Source organism: Brevibacterium atlanticum (assembly GCF_011617245.1).
GTDB classification, from domain to species: domain Bacteria; phylum Actinomycetota; class Actinomycetes; order Actinomycetales; family Brevibacteriaceae; genus Brevibacterium; species Brevibacterium atlanticum.
This window is the reverse complement of record NZ_CP050152.1, coordinates 697,490-718,718: the sequence shown is the minus strand read 5'-3', so window position 1 is coordinate 718,718 and position 21,229 is coordinate 697,490. Positions and strand designations below refer to the sequence as shown.

General features: G+C 64.0%; 13 protein-coding genes. 9 read left to right on the top strand and 4 right to left on the bottom strand.

Annotation, left to right across the window (positions count from 1 at the left end; translation table 11 throughout):
* Window positions 1-115 precede the first annotated feature (115 nt).
* From GUY23_RS03105 to GUY23_RS03075, 7 genes are all read left to right on the top strand, one after another.
* Window positions 116-1,939 carry a glycosyltransferase family protein gene (locus GUY23_RS03105; protein WP_166969644.1) on the top strand — a complete coding sequence of 608 codons (1,824 nt, stop codon included), beginning with the start codon at window positions 116-118 and terminating at the stop codon, window positions 1,937-1,939.
* 164 nt (window positions 1,940-2,103) lie between these two features.
* A complete protein-coding gene (locus GUY23_RS03100) occupies window positions 2,104-2,439 on the top strand; it encodes a hypothetical protein (RefSeq protein WP_166969642.1) in 336 nt (111 codons plus the stop codon).
* Window positions 2,436-5,069, top strand: a complete 2,634-nt coding sequence (locus GUY23_RS03095) for a glycosyltransferase (RefSeq protein WP_166969640.1) — start codon at window positions 2,436-2,438, stop codon at window positions 5,067-5,069. The genes GUY23_RS03100 and GUY23_RS03095 overlap by 4 nt, the downstream gene beginning before the upstream one ends.
* Complete coding sequence (locus GUY23_RS03090; protein WP_166969638.1) at window positions 5,062-5,961, top strand: hypothetical protein; 900 nt, start codon at window positions 5,062-5,064, stop codon at window positions 5,959-5,961. The genes GUY23_RS03095 and GUY23_RS03090 overlap by 8 nt, the downstream gene beginning before the upstream one ends.
* Window positions 5,954-8,503, top strand: a complete 2,550-nt coding sequence (locus GUY23_RS03085) for a glycosyltransferase (RefSeq protein WP_166969636.1) — start codon at window positions 5,954-5,956, stop codon at window positions 8,501-8,503. The genes GUY23_RS03090 and GUY23_RS03085 overlap by 8 nt, the downstream gene beginning before the upstream one ends.
* Window positions 8,500-9,909, top strand: coding sequence for a polysaccharide pyruvyl transferase family protein (locus tag GUY23_RS03080; RefSeq protein ID WP_166969634.1), 1,410 nt, complete (start codon window positions 8,500-8,502; stop codon window positions 9,907-9,909). Before GUY23_RS03085 ends, GUY23_RS03080 begins: the two co-directional genes overlap by 4 nt.
* A 24-nt stretch (window positions 9,910-9,933) precedes the next feature.
* On the top strand, window positions 9,934-10,722 hold the full coding sequence (locus GUY23_RS03075) for a hypothetical protein (RefSeq protein WP_166969632.1): 789 nt from the start codon (window positions 9,934-9,936) through the stop codon (window positions 10,720-10,722).
* A gap of 10 nt (window positions 10,723-10,732) precedes the next feature.
* Here GUY23_RS03075 and GUY23_RS03070 read toward each other — a convergent pair whose 3' ends face one another.
* Together GUY23_RS03070 and wecB are read right to left on the bottom strand one after the other, a co-directional pair.
* Window positions 10,733-11,902, bottom strand: a complete 1,170-nt coding sequence (locus tag GUY23_RS03070; RefSeq protein WP_166969630.1) for a glycosyltransferase — start codon at window positions 11,900-11,902, stop codon at window positions 10,733-10,735.
* Between the two features lie 17 nt (window positions 11,903-11,919).
* Window positions 11,920-13,083: a non-hydrolyzing UDP-N-acetylglucosamine 2-epimerase gene (gene wecB / locus GUY23_RS03065; RefSeq protein ID WP_228282689.1), complete on the bottom strand. Its 1,164-nt coding sequence runs from the start codon at window positions 13,081-13,083 to the stop codon at window positions 11,920-11,922.
* 299 nt (window positions 13,084-13,382) lie between these two features.
* Between wecB and wecC the strand changes: the two genes are divergently transcribed.
* Window positions 13,383-14,642 (top strand): UDP-N-acetyl-D-mannosamine dehydrogenase, encoded by a 1,260-nt coding sequence (gene wecC, locus GUY23_RS03060; RefSeq protein ID WP_166969627.1) that lies wholly within the window; start codon window positions 13,383-13,385, stop codon window positions 14,640-14,642.
* A gap of 193 nt (window positions 14,643-14,835) precedes the next feature.
* A complete protein-coding gene (locus GUY23_RS03055; RefSeq protein WP_166969625.1) occupies window positions 14,836-16,809 on the top strand; it encodes an acetoacetate--CoA ligase in 1,974 nt (657 codons plus the stop codon).
* A gap of 1,127 nt (window positions 16,810-17,936) precedes the next feature.
* On the opposite strand, the gene GUY23_RS03050 is transcribed toward GUY23_RS03055, so the two are convergent.
* Together GUY23_RS03050 and GUY23_RS03045 are read right to left on the bottom strand one after the other, a co-directional pair.
* Window positions 17,937-19,607, bottom strand: a complete 1,671-nt coding sequence (locus GUY23_RS03050) for an APC family permease (RefSeq protein WP_208085455.1) — start codon at window positions 19,605-19,607, stop codon at window positions 17,937-17,939.
* A gap of 193 nt (window positions 19,608-19,800) precedes the next feature.
* Complete coding sequence (locus GUY23_RS03045; RefSeq protein ID WP_208085454.1) at window positions 19,801-21,204, bottom strand: FAD-dependent oxidoreductase; 1,404 nt, start codon at window positions 21,202-21,204, stop codon at window positions 19,801-19,803.
* Between the last annotated feature and the right edge of the window lie 25 nt (window positions 21,205-21,229).

Below are 21,229 nucleotides of genomic sequence, written 5' to 3'. Positions count from 1 at the left end.
TCTGATCTGATCCCTGGCCCCAGTCTGCCGCCGAGAGGACCCGTTCGTGCCCCGTTCACCGCTTCGCACCGCGAGGACCGCTCTTTGGCATCTGCGCAAGGGCGGTCTGTCGCAGATGGCACAGTGGCGACGTCGCCGATCGATCGCGCAGGGTGCTGCGGAATCCTCTGCCGAGGTGGCAACAGGCAGCCTGTCGGCAGAAGTGCTCGCCGAGCTGTTCCCTGCCCTCCCGAAGCCCCACCGCACGCCCGTCTTCGACACCCTCGAGGTCGGGGTCATCCTCGATGAGTTCTCGGCCGAGAGCTTCGGCTACGAATGGGCGACCAGACCGCTGTCGATCTCGGGCTGGTCGAGCGAGCTCGATGGGCTCGACTTCGTCTTCGTCGAGTCCGCGTGGAACGGGAACAACGGAGAGTGGAAGTTCAAACTCACCGGTCCGTCCGGCCCCGGCCCGGAGATCACGGACCTGCTGGCCGAATGCCGCCGCCGCAGCATCCCGACGGTCTTCTGGAACAAGGAGGATCCTCCGCACTTCGAGGACTTCCTGCCGCTGGCAGAACTCTGCGATGTCGTCTTCACCAGCGATGTCAGACTGGTCCCGGAATACCGTGCCCGGCTGGGCCATGACCGTATTGCGGCACTGCCATTCGCGGCACAGCCCGCGATCCACAACCCGTCCCGGCCCGCCAGGAACGCCGGGGCCAGGGACATCGCCTTCGCCGGAATGTACTTCGCTCACAAGTACCCCGAGCGCAGAGCGCAGATGGACCTGCTGTTGGGCGCTGCCGACGCAGTGTCCGGGCGGATGGAGCACGGCCTCGAGATCTTCTCCCGGTTCCTCGGCGACGATGAGCGCTACCAGTTCCCGGGCGCCCTCGCCGAGAGGGTCGTCGGTTCCCTGCCCTACCGGAATCTGCTCACGGCCTACAAGCACTACAAGGTCTTCCTCAACGTCAACTCCGTCACCGACTCCCCCAGCATGTGCGCCCGCAGGATCTTCGAGATCAACGCCGCCGGCACACCGGTCGTCACCACTCCCAGCGCGGCCACCCGTGAGTTCTTCCCGACCGACGAGGTGCCGCAGCCGGAGACCGCCGAGGACGCGGAGTGGGTGCTTCGCGCCCATGTGCGCAGCCCCGAGCTGCGTGATCGCAGCGTTCACCTCGCCCAGCGCCGCATCTGGGCCGAACACACCTACACCCACCGGGCGATGACGGTGATGGATTCGCTCGGTCTCGACTATGCACGGCCGTTCCCCACGTCGGTGTCGGCGGTCGTCTCCACGAACCGGCCCGACCACCTCGGCGAGGTTCTGACCACACATGCCGAACAGCTGCACCAGGACAAGGAACTCGTCCTTGTCGCACACGGCTTCGAGGTGCCTGCGGATCTGCGGACCCGGGCGACGAATGCTGGCATCGAGCACCTGCAGATCGTCGAAGTCGACTCCTCACAGCCGCTGGGCGTCTGCCTCAACCGCGGCATCGAGGCGGCCTCCGGTGAGGTGATCGCAAAGATGGACGATGATGACGTCTACGGAGCGCACTACCTCGGCGATCAGCTCGCGGCACTGCGCTACTCGAACGCGGAACTCGTCGGCAAGCAGGCGCACTATCTGCATATCCGCGGCCGCGACATCGTGATCCGTCGGTTCCCCGAACGCGAGCATCGCTTCACCGACCTCGTCATGGGCCCGACCCTGATGACCTATCGGTCGACGCTGCTGGACAATCCCTTCGCCGAACGCACCCTGGGCGAGGACACGGAACTTCAGCAGCGGCTCATCGCGGACGGTGCCCGCATCTATTCGGCCGACCGGTTCAACTTCGTCCAGGTCCGCGGTGACCATGCGCATACGTGGAGCGTCGATGACGATCTGCTGCTGGCGAACGGCGACGTCCATGCGTTCGGATACGCCCCGGGGCACTACTGCTTCTGAGCTCGTCTGCGGAACTCTTCGTATGCGGCAGATGAACTGTTGGTGAAATAGGGGAATTCGGCCTCCGGTGCCCAGTAGCGTAACCGTCAAGCTGTGAAGTTTCGGCAGTGGAACGCCCTTGAATCAGAGGGTTCCGCTGTGCACGTTGGACACCTGGAGCCCACTTGACGACCACCCCGACCGGGACCGAGGACATCGGTTCCGTCCGCGACAATGTCTCTCGCGTCATCGATGAGACCGCATCGCTCAATGCCGACCTCGCCCAAGAGCTCATCAGTGCCTATGACCGCGAGTCGAAGCTCCTCGGCGGCATCGGCAGACGCGAGAGGGAGATCGCTCGGCTGAAGAACGAACTCGCGAAGCGGGATGCGAAGCTCGCCTCGGTCAATGAGCGGCTCGAACGCCTGCTCGGTTCCAAGGCGATGCAAGTGCAGCGTGCGTACTGGCGCCTTCGCCGTCCCCAGCGTGGAAGCGCGCAGCAGGCAGGGGGACGCCGATGAAGGACGCTGACATCACCAAGCGGCAGGCCGAGCTCGATTCTCGGATCCGGAAGCTGAAATCGACCCGCACCCGGCAGAAGTCACTGCATGTGCACATGCAGTCGGACTACTTCCTCGACGGGGTTCTCGGGCGGCACCCCTACATCGACCTGGCGGCGGACCGAGACGAATATCTGGAGCGCCAACGAGCCTTCGCTGCTCCGGTCGAGAACAAGATCTCTGCCCTCATGGCAGAAGCCGAGCAGCTGCCCACGAGCTCCGGACAGCATTGGGATCCTCGCCGGAAGCTGCGCATCGGGATCATCGCCGACAGGTTCCTCTTCGATTCACTCAAAGACGCCGCCCACGTGGTGCCGATCGATCCTGAGACCTATGCCGACGACATGGCAGACATCGACCTCCTGCTCATCACGTCTGCCTGGCGCGGTCTCGACGACGAATGGTTCAACGTCGCCCTGTCCGGCTCTCCGGCGCGTGAGAACCTCGAATCGAAGGTCGTGCCGTTCGCCCGTGAGAACGATATTCCGATCGCCTTCTATTCGAAGGAGGATCCGCCGAACTACGTCCAGTTCGCGTCCCTGGCGAAGTTCGCCGACCACGTGTTCACCAGCGCCGTCGAATGCGTGCCGAAATACCGCCAGTATCTCAACGACCGAGTGCCGGTGTCCGTTCTGCCCTTCGCGGTGAACTTCGTTCATCACCACCCGCTCGGGAGCATGCGCCACACCGGATGCGAGTTCGTCTTCGCCGGATCCTGGTTCGAACACAAGTACCCGGAACGGAAGTCATCGGCTCAGCGGATCTTCGACGGACTCCTGTCAGCCGGGGCCGACCTCACGATCGTCGACCGCAACCTCGAGCTCGACACCGCCAAGTTCGCCAAGGCTGAGCGGTATCTGTTCCCCGAACGGTATCTGCCGCATCTGCACCGGCCGATCGATCATGAGGCACTGCTCGATCTGCAGCGGCTCCTTCCCGTGGGCATCAACCTCAACTCAGTGGTGAACTCTCAGTCGATGTATGCCAATCGCATCATCGAGCTGCAGGCGATGGGCACCTTCGTCGTGTCGAACTACAACGCCGGAGTGAACTCCCTCTACCCGCAGGTGTGTATGCCTGACTCGTCTCTCGACATGGAGCAGACGTATCGGGCCCTGACGCAACGCAGCATCCGCGACGCTCAGGTCGCGGGTATTCGCGCCGCTTTCACAGCGAACACGGCCTTCGACCGCATCGACACGATCGCCGAGGCGATGGGGCTCGATTCCGGCGCTCCCGAACACACTGTGCACATCGCCGGACTCACCGAATCCGCGTTCGAGGAGTTCCGTTCGACGCAGACCTACACAGGCCCGATGGTCGCGCTGGAGAGCGGCGGGGACAGCATCGTCGACAGCGACGGCGACGTCGTCATCGATCTCACAGGGCGCTCCGGTTTCGGCCCCAACCTCGTTCAGGACGCGGTGAACGCGTTCCGCTATACCGATGTCGACGAGGTCCGGATCTTGCCGATCGATACCGCTGAGCCTCTCTACGAGTACGTCGATCCGATCGACTCCGACCAGCAGATCACTGCCACATGGCACCCGACCGGCAGCCGCCTCGGTGATGGTGTCGGACCTGGACGAACCACTCTGGCGATCGCCTCCGATCTGGTCCTCGAACGGGTCGAGACGATCGCGGTCACGGCAGAACCCGAGATCAGCGTGGTCGTGCCGGTGTACAACAACGGCCCACATCTGAAGTTCAAGTGCTTCGAATCCCTGCGTCGATCCTCGATCTTCGACCGCAGCGAGATTTTGCTCATCGATGACGGGTCCACCGACATCGCAACGCCGGCGATCCTCGACGAGCTCGACCGCGCCTACCCCAACGTTCGAGTCCATCGATTCCCGGCGGGCGGATCGGGCAGCGCCTCACGTCCGCGGAACAAGGGTCTCGAACTCACGCGAACCCCGTACGTGACCTACCTCGATCCGGACAATGAGCAGACGAACGACGGTTATGCACTGCTGCTTCAGATGGTCGGCGAACGCGGCTTCGACTTCGCCATCGGCAATATGGTGCGGTTCAAACAGAACCGGACCACGGTGAAGAACGCAGGTATTCTGCGTCCCGTCGTCGGCGATGACGGCGTTCTCGAGGACAACGCTCTGTCCCGTGTGAAGTTCCAGCCGATGAGCATCCAGGCGCTCGTGGCGAACACCGAGTGGTTGAAGAGTCTCGGCATCTATCAGCCGATCGGTGCTGTCGGGCAGGACTCGTACTTCTTCCAGCAGATGCTCTTCCATGCTCGGAGGATCGGTCTGACGTCGACGCCGATCCACACCTACTATGCGGCGGTGACGAATTCGACGGTCAATGCGATCGGTCCGCGCTTCTACGAAAAGTATCTGCCTTTGGAAGAGGACCGGTCGGCATGGCTGCGGGAGGTCGGACTGCTTGAGGACTACAACGCGAAACGGTTAGAGCCCTTCGTCAAGGGATGGTTCGTCCAGAAGCTCGCCTTCGCCGCTGCCGAAGACATCGACGAGTGCAAGAACCTCATCCGTCGCCTCACCCAGTTCTACGGCAAGACGTCGTGGACGGACTCGGAGCTCGCCGAACTCCATGCCGTGACGCATGTCTGAGGCTCTGCTGACCGAAGAACCCCAGGGACAGACGGATGGGCATGAGGCCGTCGAGGAGCCGCCGTTCCAGAGATTGGGCACCCTGTTGCCCGGAGACCGCATCGAGCGCCGTCCGGGCCTCTTCCAGCGCTTCGACTTCCACGCGGGCACGGTGACTGTGCCCGCCCTCCTGTGGTCTCGAGAGGAACCGAGCGAGCGACTCGTCATCGCTTTCAACGGAGCTGTCCGACGCACACCAGAGAAGGATCCCCGGGAGATCTTCCAACGGCGGACCTGGGTCGAGGATATCGACGCCGATGTCCTCTTCATCGCCGATCCGACCCTGCGCCACGACAATCGGATCAGCATCGGGTGGGGACAGGGCGCTCCCGGCGGATTCGCGCTGCCGGCGATGGCTCAGACTGCGAGGTTCGTCGCGGAGTGTCTCGAGATCCCGGCGGCGGCGCGACTGTACTACGGAACCAGCGCCGGAGGCTTCCAAGCACTCCAGGCAGCCGCCCGAGACGATGGCTGCCGCGTCCTGGTGAACAACCCTCAGTTCGATTGGACGAAGTACCTCCCGATGCCCGTCGCGACGATCGCCCGCGAGATCTATGCTGGGGCCGCCCCGGAAGCGGTCGCAGAACGATTCCCCGACCGGACATCGACGGCCCACGCGTTCGCCGAGTTCGGGCACGTCCCACGCACACGCTGCCTGCTCAACGCCGCCAGCGAGAACGATGCGCTGGCCCAATTGCCGGCCCTCATCGACACTCTTCCTGCACACTCCGGTGAGCGATCCTGTTTCGACGTATCGCTGTACTCCGATGCCCGGGGCGGCCACAATCCCCTGTCGAGATCGGCCACGGCTGCCGCGATCAACGCGATCCTCAGCGAGGCGACTGATGAGTGAACGGGTCGAAGTCGACGCCCGCGAGTCCGTCGCGACCCGTGCGGTCCTCTCGACTGTCCCCGACGTTGCTTCTTTGAGCGTGGACGGCTCTGCTTCCGGAGACCCACGCCAGGACGCGGTCCTCGACGGCCTGCGTGCCTCCGCCCGGCTGCTGGCCGAGCACTCCGGAGACAGTGAGACGGCCGTGCGGAAGATCTGCACCGAGCTCAACGGCCTCACCGCCTCGGCGACGGTGTGCCGCGTCCTCTTCCACGCTGCGGTGGCCGAAGGGTCGTCGTTGCGGTCCCGGTTCGTCGCTGACCTGCTGGCCAGCCACCACCGCCCGCAGCTGGCGCGCTTTCTCACCGACAATGCGATTGCGACCGGGGCGAAGCCATGGCAGCGCAGACGGCTGCAGCCACTGATGCAGGACGCACCGAACAGCGATTTCGGTGAGGGGACCCGCCGCTCGTTTGATCTCACCGTGGCTGCCGACGGTACGGCGACGCTCGATGCGACTCTGGCATCGGACACGGACTGGCTTGCTGCTCTCGTCCGTCAGCTTGATGAGTCCCCCGTAGGCATCCACCACGACGTCATCCGGATTCGGACTGCTTCTGCCGCGCTCGCACGTGAGTCACTGAGGTCTGTGTTCGAGACCCTTGCTCTTCTGCCTGTCGTGCCTGTGGTCGTCACGGAGTCCATCGACGCTGTTTTGGAGACTTCCGAATCCGTGGGGCCGGCTCTGCTCGATCGCGCAAGGACTATTCTGCTCACGCCGAACCGATCGGGGCAGCAGACCATCATCTCGATTCGCGGTCACGAGCTCCTCGACGCAGGTCCGACTTCGGACCTCGTGCTTCCCTCAGATGCCGACGTCACCGCCCTGGGCGCCGCGCTCGGGTTGACCGAGGTCGTCGAGTCTCCGGCACTGCACAAGCACATCCGCGCCATCGTCGACGCATTCCGCATCGAGTCATCCCGACTGCTGCCCCTGGCTTCGACGACCGGTGCCTTCATCCGTCTGCTGCGGTTCCAGGACACGCGACGCCGGAACGCCCCGATCCGGAATCTGCTGACCGGCCACCTGCTGGCCGCCGGCTTCTACGCCGAAGCCCTGTCCCTCGTCGAGTCCTCGCTTCCCGACGAACGCGGAAAGGTCTACCGAGCTCGTCGCATCCGCGCTCTCTTCGGCACCGGTCGTTTCAACGAGATCGTCGAGACCGCGGATCATGCCACCACATCCACGGCTGACAGGCCGCTCATCAGTGAGGCCACCGCGGCCTCGGCGATGCTGCATGAGCTCGCCTCCGTGTCCGAGCACACTGCGGTCCCGTTCACTGCCGTACCCGGACGGATCCTCACCATCCTCCACGCGAGCGCGCCGGATCAGAGCGGCGGCTATGCCGTCCGGGCACACAGCGTGCTCAAGACCATCGTCGGCAACGGCTACGAGGTCACCGCACTCAACCGCCCCGATTTCCCCGAAGCGACCAACTCCTTGGACCCGGGCGCCACCGCCGAGGTGGTCCACGACGGCATCCGGTACCTGCGAGTAGGCAGCGATTCCGCCCGCGCCGACGGTGAGTTCGCGTACATGCGGGAGGCCATCGACCACTTCGCCGAGGTGATCCGCCGGGAGCGTCCGTCAGCAGTCCATCTGCGCTCGACCTATGTGTCGGCGCTGCCGGGTCTCATCGCGGCCAAACGCTTCGGACTTCCTGTCGTCTACGAGGTCTCGGGGATGTGGGAACTCGTCTACGAGGCCGCGAACACCGCCCGCATGGAAGGGCGTCGAGCACGCACCGTGGTGTTGGAGAACGCAGTGCTCGAGCACTCGGATGCCGTCGTCACGATCACCGAGGCGATGCGCGAGATCATCTCTTCCCGAGTGCAGACGCGCGAACCGATCCGCCTCATGCCCAACGCCGTCGAAGCCACCGAGTTCACGGCAGCGGAGAAGGATCCGGACGTGCTCTCACGTTTCGGCTGGAGCACCTCCGTTCCCGTCATCGGATATATCGGCAGCTTCGTCGGCTACGAGGGACTCGATGTCCTCGTCCGTGCAATCGACCTTGTGCGCCGCCGCGGGATCCCGGTACGAGCACTCCTCGTCGGAGACGGGGCCGAATCAGCACGGATCCGCGCCCTGGCCGACGAACTGGGACTCGACGAATCGACGCTCATCTTCACCGGACGCGTCCCGCATGAGCAGGTCGCCGCGCTCTATTCGGTCATCGATGTCTGTGCCTATCCGCGGCTGCTCACTCCGGCGACCCGCGCCGTCTCTCCGCTCAAGCCGTTCGAGGCGATGGCCGCGAAGAAGGCCGTCGTCGTCTCCGACGTTCCGGCGCTGGCGGAGATCGCCGGGCATGGCGAGCGCGGTCTCGTCGTGCCGAGCGGAGATCCAGAGGCCCTCGCCGAGGCGTTCATGACCGTCATCGCGGATCCGACGGCGACCCAGCACAGGATCGAGGCTGCCGCAGAATGGGTGGAGTCGGAGCGCAGCTGGTCGGCCGTCGGTGCGGTGATGGACTCGGTGCTCGCTAGGCTGACGTCATGACACGGACGATGCTGTTCTATGGGCATGTCGCCTCGAACTGGGGCGACCTCGCCATCAATGCCGGTGCGCTCGAGCTGATGCGGCGGGCAGATATCGATGTCGAGGACTCGACGGCCGTCCTCCTTGGTCCCTCCGACCAGTTCCGCAGACAGTCGAGCTTCACGCTCAAAGGCATGGAGCTGCTCACCGTCCCGACGGATGGAACGCAGCGGGGCGGCCGTGATGAAATCGAACTGCTCATCGACTACGTCGCCCATCCGCAGCGGTTCGCCGACGACACCGGGATGGCCGATACCGACTTCATCGTCCTCAACGCCGGCGAGCACCTCTTCGAATCGGCGACCGGTGAGAACCTCGTCGACCTGGTCTGGCGGGTCCTCCCCGCGCTGGCTGCGCAGTCGGCGGACAAACCAGTCGTTCTGCTCCCGTCGACGATCGGTCCTTTCCGTACGGCGTTCGGGACCGCCCTCGAAGAGTTCCTGCATCACGGATTCGCTGCTGCGGCCTTCCGCGACACCGAGTCCCGACGGCTCGAATCGACGCGGATGAACCCCGAACTCCCGGTCCTGCTCGATCCAGGATTCTTCGTCCCTGGTCTGCGAGCGCAGGCGGAATCGGAACGTGACGAGGACGTTCTCGGAATCGTCCTCCGGCCCGAAGATATGGGCATCCGGCCGGGATCACGACGGTCCGCCTTCGTTCAGAACAAGCTGCGCGAATCCCAGTTCCAGCAGTCCCAGGCTTTCCAGTTGTTTGCGTCGATCGCCGAAGACCATCTCGCTCACGGCGGGCGGGTGAAGATCATCGTGCAGACCCGAGCCGACCGGGAGATCTCCACGGCACTCACCGACTACCTCAGCACGGTCGCCGGTGGTGAGAGGGTCGAACTCATCGATCCGCAGGGGTTCCGAACCTTCGTCGACGAACTCGGCCGCCTCGGCTTCTTGGTGACCTCTCGATTCCACTCGGTCATCCTCGCGTCTGCTCAGGCGGTCCCGAGCGTCGGTGTGTACTCGGAGACTCACGGGCACAAGATGCCCGGCATCTTCGACCTGCTGAAGTTTCCTGACTGTGCCGTGCGATTGGACGATCGGTCCATTGCGACGGTGCGCGAGGAGGTCGACGCAGCGTTGTCCACCGTCCGCGGCTCCATCGACGAGATCCACAACCGGATCCGAGCGAATAGGAGCCTGGTTCGCCGGTGGTTCGACGACGCGATCGCCGCGCAGGACAGGCCGCAGTTCGACTCATCCGCGCTGCAGATCGAAGCGCTGTCATTGCTGTACCGAACGGGTCTGGATCGGGCTCAGAAGGAGTCCCTGTCCCAAGTCCTGCAGGCGATGAGGGACCTGCAGGATCCCGGCGCGGACTCCGTTGACGACACTCCCGGCGCAGAGCCGCGCTGATCGAGATGGCAAGGAGCTGATGAGATGATCGCACGCACCATCCCCGAGGTGGGGCACCACCACTTTGACTCTGTAACGGACTTCGCTGGCCCTCGTCCGGGTGCGTCGACTACGTACACGATCGTGCTCGACGGCATTCCCGTCGATCTGCGCTACGACGACCGCGGATTCGACACCACCATCGTCTTCTTCCACGCGGCGATCACCAAGGCTGTGCGCCGCTACCCGGTGTTCTCCGGTGCCACGTTCTCCGAGGACATTCCAGCGAATCGCCTCTTCATCAGCGACCCGTCGCTCTACGTCGATTCCCGGATCAAGCTCGGCTGGTACGCCGGAAGCAGTCGGCAGCCGACGCTGCAGGAAGCGCTGACCGAGATCCTATCGAAGTTCGAGGGACCGAACCGGCGACTGATCTTCTTCGGTGCTTCCGGGGGCGGATTCGCGTCGCTCTACTTTGCCACATACTTCCCTGGGTCGACGGCCGTTCCCGTCAATCCTCAGACGGCGATCCGTGAGTATGTCCCAGTCATCGTCAACAGGTATCTCAATTATGCGTGGGGCGGACAGTCGGTCGATGCACTGCCGGTGTGCACTGATGTCATCGATCTCTACCGTCGCCCGGTTGGGAACTCAGTGCTCTATGTGCAGAACTCCGGCGACAGTGATCATATGGTTCACCACTATTCGCCGTTCTTCGACGCTCTGCCGGACGACCACCGGGTGAAGTCCCACCTCGTCGATGCGGGCGAGGGACATGTGCCGCCGAAGCGGGCGCTGTTGGGTCAGATCCTCAAAGAGGTCGTCGGCAGCTGAGCTCGCCGACTCAGACGATGTTGAGCTTGAACGGAAGAGTGTTGGCCGCTGTCTGCCCGACGAACTGACGCAGTTCCACCGACCATTTCGCGGCTCGGAAGTTCTGCCTGATCGACCAAGAACCGTCCTCACCGCATTCGGTGGTGCCCATGCTCTTGAACTCGTTCTTTCCCTTCAGCCACAGTTCGATCCGGCTGCCGGGAGTGCCGACCCCGATGAACTCTGTCGCCCCTGCTTTCCGCGATTTCCCCGGCAACGGCGAGCGCAGGTAGAAGAACGGTTCGCTCGCACCGAAGATGTCGGAGTTGATGCGGATGCACTTCTGCTTGAGCGCCCGTGTCCGTCTGTGCAGATCGAGCAGCGCATATTGCTGCGGCTGGGTGCGACGCCAGGTCAGCCCCATGGTCTCCGGGGTCGACTCGTGTTCGACGACGCCGGCGCGAAACGCCTCGAGATCGATGCCGAATGGGCTGAGATCGTCTTGGGTCAGCGGGCGCATCGAGTCACCGAACTGGGCGATCCGCGACTCATAGTCGCCGTCGCCCTGCCGGTGATAGAGGTAGAGCCAATCATCGGTCTCGGTCTCGACCTTGTGAGCCGATCCCCCACGCTGGACCGCAGTGGTCAGCCACTTCCGGTGAGACGAGAGCATGAGGTCACCGACGTCGGCCGCCGAACCATAGAAGGTGGAGTTCGGAACATGGCTGGGGTAGACGAGTTCGCCGCGGTTGCCCCTCGGCGCGTCGATGCCCACGCCCCGTGGGGTCGTCGCCACTTGGGCGCCGTTGACACCGGGTTCGAACGCCTCGAGGTGAGAATCGTGGAGGCGTGCTGAGATCGCATCATCGTCATCGAGCATCTGCGCGTGGATGGGACGCTTCGGATGCGTCTCAGCTCTGATCGCTGCCCTCACGGTGTCGCCGAGGCGTGAATGATCGGGGACGAAGTGGAAGCGGACTGTGTCGGTGAGACCGTGCGCGTCGAAGACGTCGTGGACATCACCGAGGATGGACGGCGGCAGGTCGGAATCGAGCAGCACCGCCCAGACGAGGTCGCGTTCGCCCATGGCCGCCACACTGGCGGCTGTGATGCTGCTGAAGAGCCCGAGCCGGGTTCGCCACCAGACCGGGTCGAAGATACCGACGCCCATGCGGGTCACCAGCACCGTTCGTGAGTGCACTGCCACGATTCTTCCCGTCAGTCGGCGAAGGCCACGTCCGGAGCGAATTCGGCGATGCGATCGCCGACGCCGAGCAGCGATTCGATGGCGGCCACGGACCGTTCGGCGGCACGGCCGTCACCGTAGGGGTTGACCGCCTTCGCCATGTCTTCGTAGGCGAGGGAATCGTCGAAGAGACGGGCCACCTCGGCGACGATCGTGGTCTTGTCGGTTCCGACGAGTTTGACGGATCCCGCGGTGACCGCCTCGGGGCGCTCGGTGTTCTCTCGCATGACGAGGACAGGCTTGCCGAGGCTCGGGGCCTCCTCCTGGATGCCGCCGGAGTCGGTGAGGACGACGTCGGAGGCGGCCATGACGGTGGTGAATTCGCCGTAGGACAGCGGCTCTGTGACGAGCACATTGTCGAACTTCTCAACCCGGGGCAGGACTGCTTCGCGCACGAGCGGATTCCGGTGGGCCGGGAGCAGAATGAGCAGTTCGGGGCGTGCCGCGGCCAGCTCGGCCAGCGCATTGCCGATGTTCTCCATCGACGAGCCGAGGTTCTCTCTGCGGTGAGTCGTTACCAGCAGCTTCGGTCGGTCGGTGGCGACGTAGTCGGCGACGACCGGGTCGGCGGGAGCGACGTTCATGTCGACGGCGATGTGGAGGGCGTCGATGACGGTGTTGCCGGTGACGACGACGTCGGCGGGGTTGATGCTCTCGGCGAGCAGGTTGTCGCGCGAGCGTGCGGTCGGGGCGAGGTGAAGAGCCGAGATCTGGCTGGTGAGCTTTCGGTTGGCTTCTTCGGGGAAGGGGCTGAGCAGGTTGCCCGAGCGCAGTCCTGCCTCGAGATGGATGACAGGAATTGAACGGTTGAAGGCAGCGATGGAGGCACCCATGACTGTCGTGGTGTCTCCTTGGACGAGGACCGCGGCGGGAGTCTCGTCAGCGAGAACTGTGTCGAGCTCTCCGATGACGCGGGTGGCGATGCCGTTGAGCGTCTGCCCCTGCGCCATGATGTTGAGGTCCACGTCGGGGACGATTCCGAAGAGGTCGTTGACCTGGTCGAGCATCTCCCGGTGCTGTGCTGTGACGACGGTGCGGGAGCGCAGGGTCGCGCTCGATTCGATGGCCCGGATGAGAGGGGCCACTTTGATGGCTTCCGGCCTGGTACCGAAAACGGTGAGGACTGTGGGGGTCACGCACATACTCCTGGTCGGGAGAACCGCGGGGCCGCCTCGGCGGGCGGGGTTCTCGCATCAATGCCGATGTGGGTAATGGTATGCAGTTCCGTCGAAGTTGGACATACCGTCTCCGGCCATCTCATCATGGCTGATCTGCAGTCGCCGACCGAATCGGTGAACCTTCACAATTCGTTCACCTGAAGTTGCCGCTGCGGTCACCACAGCAGTCACTTCGTGCGTCATTGTGGTCAGGTTGCCTCGAGTCATCCTCGGGTAACATCAGTAGTCGTTCACCTTCAGTTTGGAGCACCTCGCACATGCCGCCCACCGTCACGTCACAACGCCCTTCGGTCGCCGTCATCGGTCTGGGTTATATCGGTCTTCCGACTGCCGCTGTTCTGGCCAGCTCGGGCGCGGATGTGGTCGGCGTCGACATCAACGCCGATGCGGTGGCGACCATCAACGACGGCAAGGTCCCGTTCGTCGAACCGGACATGGCGACCACGGTAGCCGGTGTCGTGTCACAGGGTTATCTGCGGGCGACGACCGAGACTCCGCATGCGGACAACTACATCGTCGCGGTGCCGACGCCGTTCAAGGACGGTCACGAGCCGGATCTGTCGTACATCGAGGCGGCGGGCAAGCAGATCGCACCTCTGCTCGAGGGCAATGAGCTCATCATTCTCGAGTCGACGTCTCCTCCCGGTGCCACGGAATTCCTCGCTGAGACGATTCTGTCGGCTCGACCGGATCTGACGCTCAAATCGGGCAGCGCGCAGACGATCTACTTCGCCCACTGCCCCGAACGTGTCCTGCCTGGTCGCATCATGATCGAGCTGCGTACGAACGACCGCATCGTCGGCACGCTCAACGGCAATGCCGGCGAACGTGCTCGGGACCTCTACGAGTTGTTCTGTGAGGGCGAGTTCCTCATGACCGATGCTCGCACCGCGGAGATGGCGAAGTTGACGGAGAACGCCTACCGCGACGTCAACATCGCCTTCGCCAATGAGCTGTCGGTGATCTCAGACGGACTCGATATCAACGTATGGGAGCTCATCAAGCTCGCCAACCATCACCCTCGCGTGAACATCCTGCAGCCGGGCCCTGGTGTCGGCGGCCACTGCATCGCCGTCGACCCGTGGTTCATCGTCGCCACCGCGCCGGACCAGTCATCGCTCATCAGGACCGCTCGCGAGGTCAACGACGCGAAGCCCGGTTTCGTGCTCGACAAGCTCCTCCCCCAGGCTCGCCGCATTGCCGACGTGCAGATCGCAGCTCTCGGTCTGGCATTCAAACCGAATATCGATGACCTCCGTGAGAGCCCTGCCCGTCAGATCGTCGGTCAGCTCGCCGACGAGCTCCCTGACGCCAAGATCATGGCTGTCGAACCGAACATCGACCGGCTGCCTGCAGAGCTCGCGGAGCGCTCAAATGTCACCCTCACCGAGGTCAACGAGGCCATTCGCGCCGCCGACATCGTACTGCTGCTGGTCGACCACAACGAGTTCACCCGCATCGACCGGACCCTGCTCACGCAGAAGATCGTCCACGATACGCGGGGTGTGTGGGGGTGAGCCTCTCTCGATCTGCCTGATGACTGCGCCGCTGAGATTTCTCAGCGGCGCAGTTGCATTACGGGCAACAGGGTCGGGCTGCGGCGGTCGCGGCGTAAGGTGGCATGAGAACCTCATCCACAGGACGACACCACCTCGTTCCTGTTGATGAGGCCCCCTACGCTGTTGCCCGCCGATGTGCTGAGGAGAAGAATTGACCGCTGAACCGATCTGGCGTCCCGACCCCGACCAAACGCCACGCCCGCAGATTCTCGACTTCACCGAGTTCGCCAACCAGCGCACCGGCCAGAACATGGTCAGCTACGACGATCTGTGGCGCTGGTCGGTAGACGACCTCGACGGATTCTGGGGTGCCATCTGGGACTTCTTTAACGTCATCGCCGACGAACCGTACACCGAGGTCCTCGCCGATCGATCCATGCCCGGCGCCACCTGGTTCCCCGGCACCCGCATCAACTATGCCGAACACGCACTCCGAGCCGCCCTCGACGACAACCTCGCTGACGAACCCGCGATCATCACCGTCACCGAAGACGGCCGCAGGTCCGAGACCACTTGGCGGGAACTGCGCCGGCAGGTCGGATCCGTCGCTGCCTGGCTGCGCAGCCTCGGCGTGGGTGAGGGCGACCGGGTCGTCGGGTACCTGCCGAACACCCACCACACCCTCATCGCCTTCCTCGCCTCCGCCTCGATCGGTGCCATCTGGTCCGCCTGCGCCCAGGACTACGCCGCCGAAGGAGCCGCCGCCAAACTCGGCCAGCTCGAGCCCACCGTCCTCTTCGCCGCCGACGGCTACCTCTGGAACGGCACCGCCCACGACCGCCGCGACCAGGTCGCGGACCTGGCGTCACGCATCCCGAGCCTGCGGGCAGTCGTGGGGGTCGGCAACCTCGGCGTGGGTGCTCTGGATGAACACCACACGATTGCGAACCTCTCCACCTGGGACGACGTCGCCTCCGGCGATACCCCGCCCGAATTCGTGCGCGTCGATTTCGACACCCCGCTGTGGGTGCTCTACTCCTCGGGCACGACGGGAATCCCCAAGGGGATCGTGCACAGCCACGGCGGGGTGGTCGTCGACCACCTGCGCATGTTCGGCCTGCACATGGACATCAGGCCCGGCGACCGCTTCTTCTGGTACACGAACACGAACTGGATGATGTGGAACTTCGTCGTCTCCGCACTGGTGGCAGGAGGCACCACCGTCTGCTTCGACGGCAGCCCCCTCTGCCCCGGCCCGGGACGGCTGTGGGAGATCGCCGCGGACACGCAGGCCAACGTGCTCGGGCTCAGCCCAGGAATCCTGCTCGCGGGAATGAAGGCCGGGCTCGAACCCGGTCGGGATCTCGACCTTTCGCAGCTGCGGCTCATCGGGGCCACCGGGGCGCCCGTGCCGGCTGCCTGCTTCCCCTGGGTTCGCGACGCCATCGGCGAGCGCGTGCAGTTGGCCTCGACGAGCGGGGGCACGGACGTGGTCAGCGGATTCGCCGGCTCCGCACCGAACCTCGAGGTGTGGGCGGGTGAGCTCTCGGCGCCGAACCTCGGCGTGGCACTCGAATCCTGGGACGACTCTGGCCATCCACTCATCGGCGAGGTCGGGGAGATGGTCATCACCGCACCGATGCCGACGATGCCCGTGAAGTTCTGGAACGACCCCGACGGGCAGCGCTACCGGGAGACGTACTTCTCGATGTTCCCCGGAGTGTGGCGCCACGGTGATTGGATCACCATCACCGACCACGGCAGCGTCATCATCTCCGGGCGCTCGGACGCCACCCTCAACCGGCACGGCGTACGCTTGGGCAGCGCGGACATCTACGACATCGTCGACGACATCGCCGAGGTGGCCGAATCCCTCGTCATCGGTGCCGAGCAGCCGGATGGCGGGTATTGGATGCCGTTGTTTGTGGTGTTGGGTGACGGGGTTTCGTTGGATTCTTCTTTGAAGGAGCGGATTGCTGGGGATCTGCGGTCGAAGGCCTCGCCGCGGCACGTGCCCGATGACATCATCGCTGTTCCTGCGATTCCGCACACTCGGACGGGCAAGAAGCTTGAAGTGCCGGTGAAGCGACTCATCCAGGGCCATCCGTTGGAGAAGGTGGCGAACCCGGATGCCGTGGATTCGTTCGAGGCGTTGGAGTATTTTGCGCGGTTTGCTGAGGGGTGAGGGCTGAGAGGTCGAGCTCCCAGGGATAGTGGATACGCAGATAGGCCAAGCTACCTCGGGATCAACGTTGATTGGACGACTTCCGTACGATCTCGACGCCGACGCGCATGCCGCGGAGTCACAGACCAGGGCGGGCCGAGAGTAGTTCTGGCACCTGCGATGTCGCCTTCAAAAGTGAGAGAAGATCGCGATCCAACATCGCCGCCAATCGCAGAAAATCCTCATAGACAGCCTGCGAGCTCACCCGCCTCCTCTGTCCCGACAGGGGAAGACCGTTCACCAATGGTTCGTGGTGAGCGACCCTATTTCGCAAATCATTGATCCGCGAAACAACGGCCAGGGCGTATTCGCGGTTCCAGCGCTGCTCATCAAGGCGTGCCTGTGCTCGGCCGCCCGGAAATGATCTATCCAGGACTCCCCTCCAGAGGACTTCGTAGTCGCATCTGACACGTCGTGGCTCCCGGCCTGCGTGATCCCCCTTATCAAGCAGTCCCCGCCAGAACCCGAACGTACATTGTGCGACAAGTTTTCCGGGAGTCTTAGGTCCACTGATTCGACGCCATGCGGTGCTGAGCGCAGATGAGGAACGGTCATCGAGAGGAACTTCCGTGTTTGCGTACCACTCAGCACCCCATTCGCGTTCCAGTTGAGTGCTCATAGCATTTCGGAGTGCTACCTCCAATATCGCCAGATCTGCGAGAAAACCGACGGACACGGCACGATCCCATAGATACAGTTCACGTCCAAGATCGACATCTCCTGATGCCGCGGAAAGGTATGTGCTCATACGCGTCGGAGTGATCGACTGGTCGAGAGCTGCAATCTGCTGAGGAGACAACTCCACTGGATTCTCCATCTGGCTTGAACTATCCTAGAAAGGAAGTCCCCGGCATAAGCCTCTGTCGAACCTGAGTCGGCATGCAGCTGGGGTTTTTCTTTTGATCAGTGTAGGCAACTGTACGTTGCATCGGGATATTGCTCGACTATCTCGGGGTATATCACCTGCCTCTTCACCTTCTTCGGATGCCCGCCTCACTGCTAGTCGCCTGCCGAACAAATAGACCCGACCCCGTACTCCACTGATCGTGGATGTACGGGGCCGGGCCGCCTCGGCGAGGATTTGGGTTTCATTCCCCGTCGATGTGTTCGGCGCTGGTCTCCTTCGTGTTCTCGACGTTGGCGACGACGTCCTCCGACTTCAGGCGGAACTTGATGCCGACGTAGAAGACGACGAGGGTGACGATGACGACGGCCAGCTCGCCCCAGCCGAAGGTGAGTACGCCCAGGGCGCCCTCGCCGTAGGTGCCGAGGTAGCTGAGCACGGCCAGGCCGCCGAGCCACAACAGCATCCACCAACCGGACCGGAACTGCAGCGGCGGGATCGTCTTGCGGTCGCTGAACATGTAGTGCAGGCCGAGGACCACGTAGCCGAGCACCATCGCGAGGAACAGCTTCCAGTTCGTGTCCCATCCGGTCCAGAACACGATGAGGTTCGCGGCGAGGAAGCCGAGGAACGGCAGGATGTCTCCGCCGGGGATGCGGAACGGACGCTCCTGATTCGGCAGCTGCCGGCGCAGCGCAGCGACCGTGATCGGGCCCGAGCCGAACGAGATGACGGTTCCGGAGGTGATGAACCCGACCATCTTCGCCCACGACGGGAACGGGAAGAACAGGAAGCAGGCGACGATGAACGTCACCAGCAGACCCAGCCACGGGATTCCGCGCTTGCTCAGCTTCGTCAGCGCCTTCGGGGCGTTGCCGACGCGCGCCTGCGAGTACGACAGGCGGGGGCTGAGCGCGGTGAAGATCAGGCCGGTGTCGGCAGGAGAGACGACGGCGTCGATGTAGAGGATGATCGCCAGCCACATCGCACCGAGCATGATCGCGATCTCCGCCCACGGACCTGCCGAGTTCGAGAACGACAGTCCGCCCCAGCCGTCCTTGAGCAGCTCGGTGGGGATGGCGCCGATGAACGCGACCTGCAGGAGGATGTAGATGATCGCGGTGAGCACGATCGATCCGATGACGGCGAACGGGACGTTCTTCTGCGGGTTCTTCGTCTCACCGGCGAACTCCACGCCCTGGCGGAATCCGAGGTAGGAGAAGATGATGCCCGCCGCCGGCAGGGAGGCGAAGATCGGGGCGATGCCGTTGGGCGCGAATCCGCCGAACTCGGGCATGTGGAAGTGTCCGGGGTTGAACGCCAGCAGTGCGAGACCGATGAAGACGAGGACGATGACGGCGAGCTTCCACCACACCAGCACGTTGTTGAACTGCGCGAAGAACTTCACACCGAACATGTTGATGATGCAGAAGACTCCGACCATCGCGATGGACACGAAGATGCCGGGGATGGTGAGGACGAGCACGCCTTCCTTCGTCTCCATCAGCCACGGCATGTAGCTCGACGCGTACTGGACGGCCGCGAGCACCTCGATGCCGACGGTGCCGGCCGCCGAGAGCCACGTGATCCACCCGCTGGTGTAGCTGGCGAACGAACCGAACGCATAGTGCGGGTAGCGCACGACACCCCCGGCGACGGGGAACATGACCCCGAGTTCGGAGTAGTTGAGTGCGACGAAGATGATGAGGATCGCGCCGACGGCCCAGGACAGGATCGCGGCCGGACCGGCCATGCTCGCGGCGTCGAAGGCACCGAAGAGCCATCCGGAGCCGATGATCGATCCGACTCCGGTGAAGAGCAGGCCGGTCTTGCCGATATCGCGCTTGAGGCCTTTGTCGTGGACGACCTTCACGCTCGTGGGCGTGCCGGACGACAGGGGACTTTGTGAGGGCACCTTGGCCTCCCAGGGTAGACAGCAGTAGTTCCGCGGACAGTCTTCTCCTGAAGATGCGTGATGTCAATCACATAGCTGGGTTATCTATCGAAGGCAAGAACGCAGACGGCCGCGGACACGGCTTTCCGTGTCCGCGGCCGGATGGTGGACCTCAGCCGCCAGGGCTTAGCGCGCAGTGCTCAGTCGGATGTGTTCAGCCCGCGTTCGCCTCCGCGGTCAGATGGGCGCGCGCCTCGGCGAGCATGGCCTCGCGGGTTGCGAGCTTCACGCGCTCTCGTCCCTCGGCCTCGCCGAGTGCCTTCTCTGCGGCCTCGAGACGGTGGTAGCCCTCCCAGTCCGCGTAGTCGACGCCCTTGGACTCGAGGAGTTCGACGATCGACTCCCGTTCCGGATACACCGGTTCGGTGAGCGCACCGGCGGCCTGATCCTCGAGGATGTGCCCGATCGTCTCCAGGGCATCACCCTTCGTGTGCCCGATGAGGCCCACCGGTCCGCGCTTGATCCACCCGGTCGCATACACGCCGGGGATGACGTCCGCCTCGGCGGCCTGCTTCTGATCGTCGGTGTCGACGACGCGACCCTCGTGATTGGGGATGACGCGCTTGGCCTCGTCGAAGGGCAGCTGCGGCAGCTTCGTGCCCGCATAGCCGACCGCCCGGTAGACGGCGTCGATGTCCCAGTCGTGGAAATCTCCTGTGCCGTTGACTCCACCGTTGCCATCGAGCTCCTGCCGTTCCGTGCGCAGCCCCGTCACCCGATCCTCGCCGAGGATGGCGACCGGTGCGTGGAGGAAGTGCAGGTGCAGGCGGCGCTTCGCTCCCGTCTCCTCGCGCATCGCAAAGTCCGTGAGCGTCTTCGTCACCTGCTTGACCTGGTTGCTCGCCTCGATCGCGTCAAGCGAACCCTGATCGAACTCGTAGTCCTCGGGGTAGACGATGATGTCGACATCGGCGACCTGCCCGAGCTCACGCAGCTCCAGCGGGGTGAACTTCGCCTGCGCGGGACCCCGGCGACCGAACACGTGCACGTCGGTGACTTTGGAGGACTTCAGACCCTCATAGACATGGTCGGGGATCTCCGTGGTGTGCAGGTCATCGGCCTGCTTCGCGAGCACTCGGGCCACGTCGAGGGCGACGTTGCCGTTGCCGAGCACGGCGACCTTCTCCGCGTCCAGCGGCCACGTCTGCGGCACATCCGGATGCGAGTCGTACCAGTTGACGAAGTCGGCGGCACCATAGGATCCGGGCAGGTCGATGCCCGGCAGCTCGAGCGGTGCGTCGACGAAGCAGCCGGTGGAGAAGATCACCGCATCGTAGCGATCGGTGAGTTCGCCGAGGCTGATGTCCGCCCCGTACTCGACGTTGCCGAACAGGCGGATGTCCCCGCGGTCGAGGACCTTGATGAGCGCGTTGATGATGCCCTTGATCCGCGGATGGTCGGGCGCGACGCCGTAGCGGACGAGCCCGAAGGGCGAGGGCAGACGCTCGAACAGGTCAATGCTCAAGTCCAGGTCGTGTTCGGCCTTCGTCAGCAGGTCCGCGGCATAGATGCCTGCAGGTCCGGCGCCGATGATGGCCACTCTCAGTGGTGTCGTCATGGGGGTTCCTCGATCAGTCGTCGGT

Coding starts and splice junctions, on each gene's coding strand:
- GUY23_RS03105 (WP_166969644.1), top strand. CDS start 116: ATGGCACAGTGGCGACGTCGCCGATCGATCGCGCAGGGTGCTGCGGAA.
- GUY23_RS03095 (WP_166969640.1), top strand. CDS start 2,436: ATGAAGGACGCTGACATCACCAAGCGGCAGGCCGAGCTCGATTCTCGG.
- GUY23_RS03090 (WP_166969638.1), top strand. CDS start 5,062: ATGTCTGAGGCTCTGCTGACCGAAGAACCCCAGGGACAGACGGATGGG.
- GUY23_RS03085 (WP_166969636.1), top strand. CDS start 5,954: ATGAGTGAACGGGTCGAAGTCGACGCCCGCGAGTCCGTCGCGACCCGT.
- GUY23_RS03080 (WP_166969634.1), top strand. CDS start 8,500: ATGACACGGACGATGCTGTTCTATGGGCATGTCGCCTCGAACTGGGGC.
- GUY23_RS03075 (WP_166969632.1), top strand. CDS start 9,934: ATGATCGCACGCACCATCCCCGAGGTGGGGCACCACCACTTTGACTCT.
- wecC (WP_166969627.1), top strand. CDS start 13,383: ATGCCGCCCACCGTCACGTCACAACGCCCTTCGGTCGCCGTCATCGGT.
- GUY23_RS03045 (WP_208085454.1), bottom strand. CDS start 21,204: ATGACGACACCACTGAGAGTGGCCATCATCGGCGCCGGACCTGCAGGC.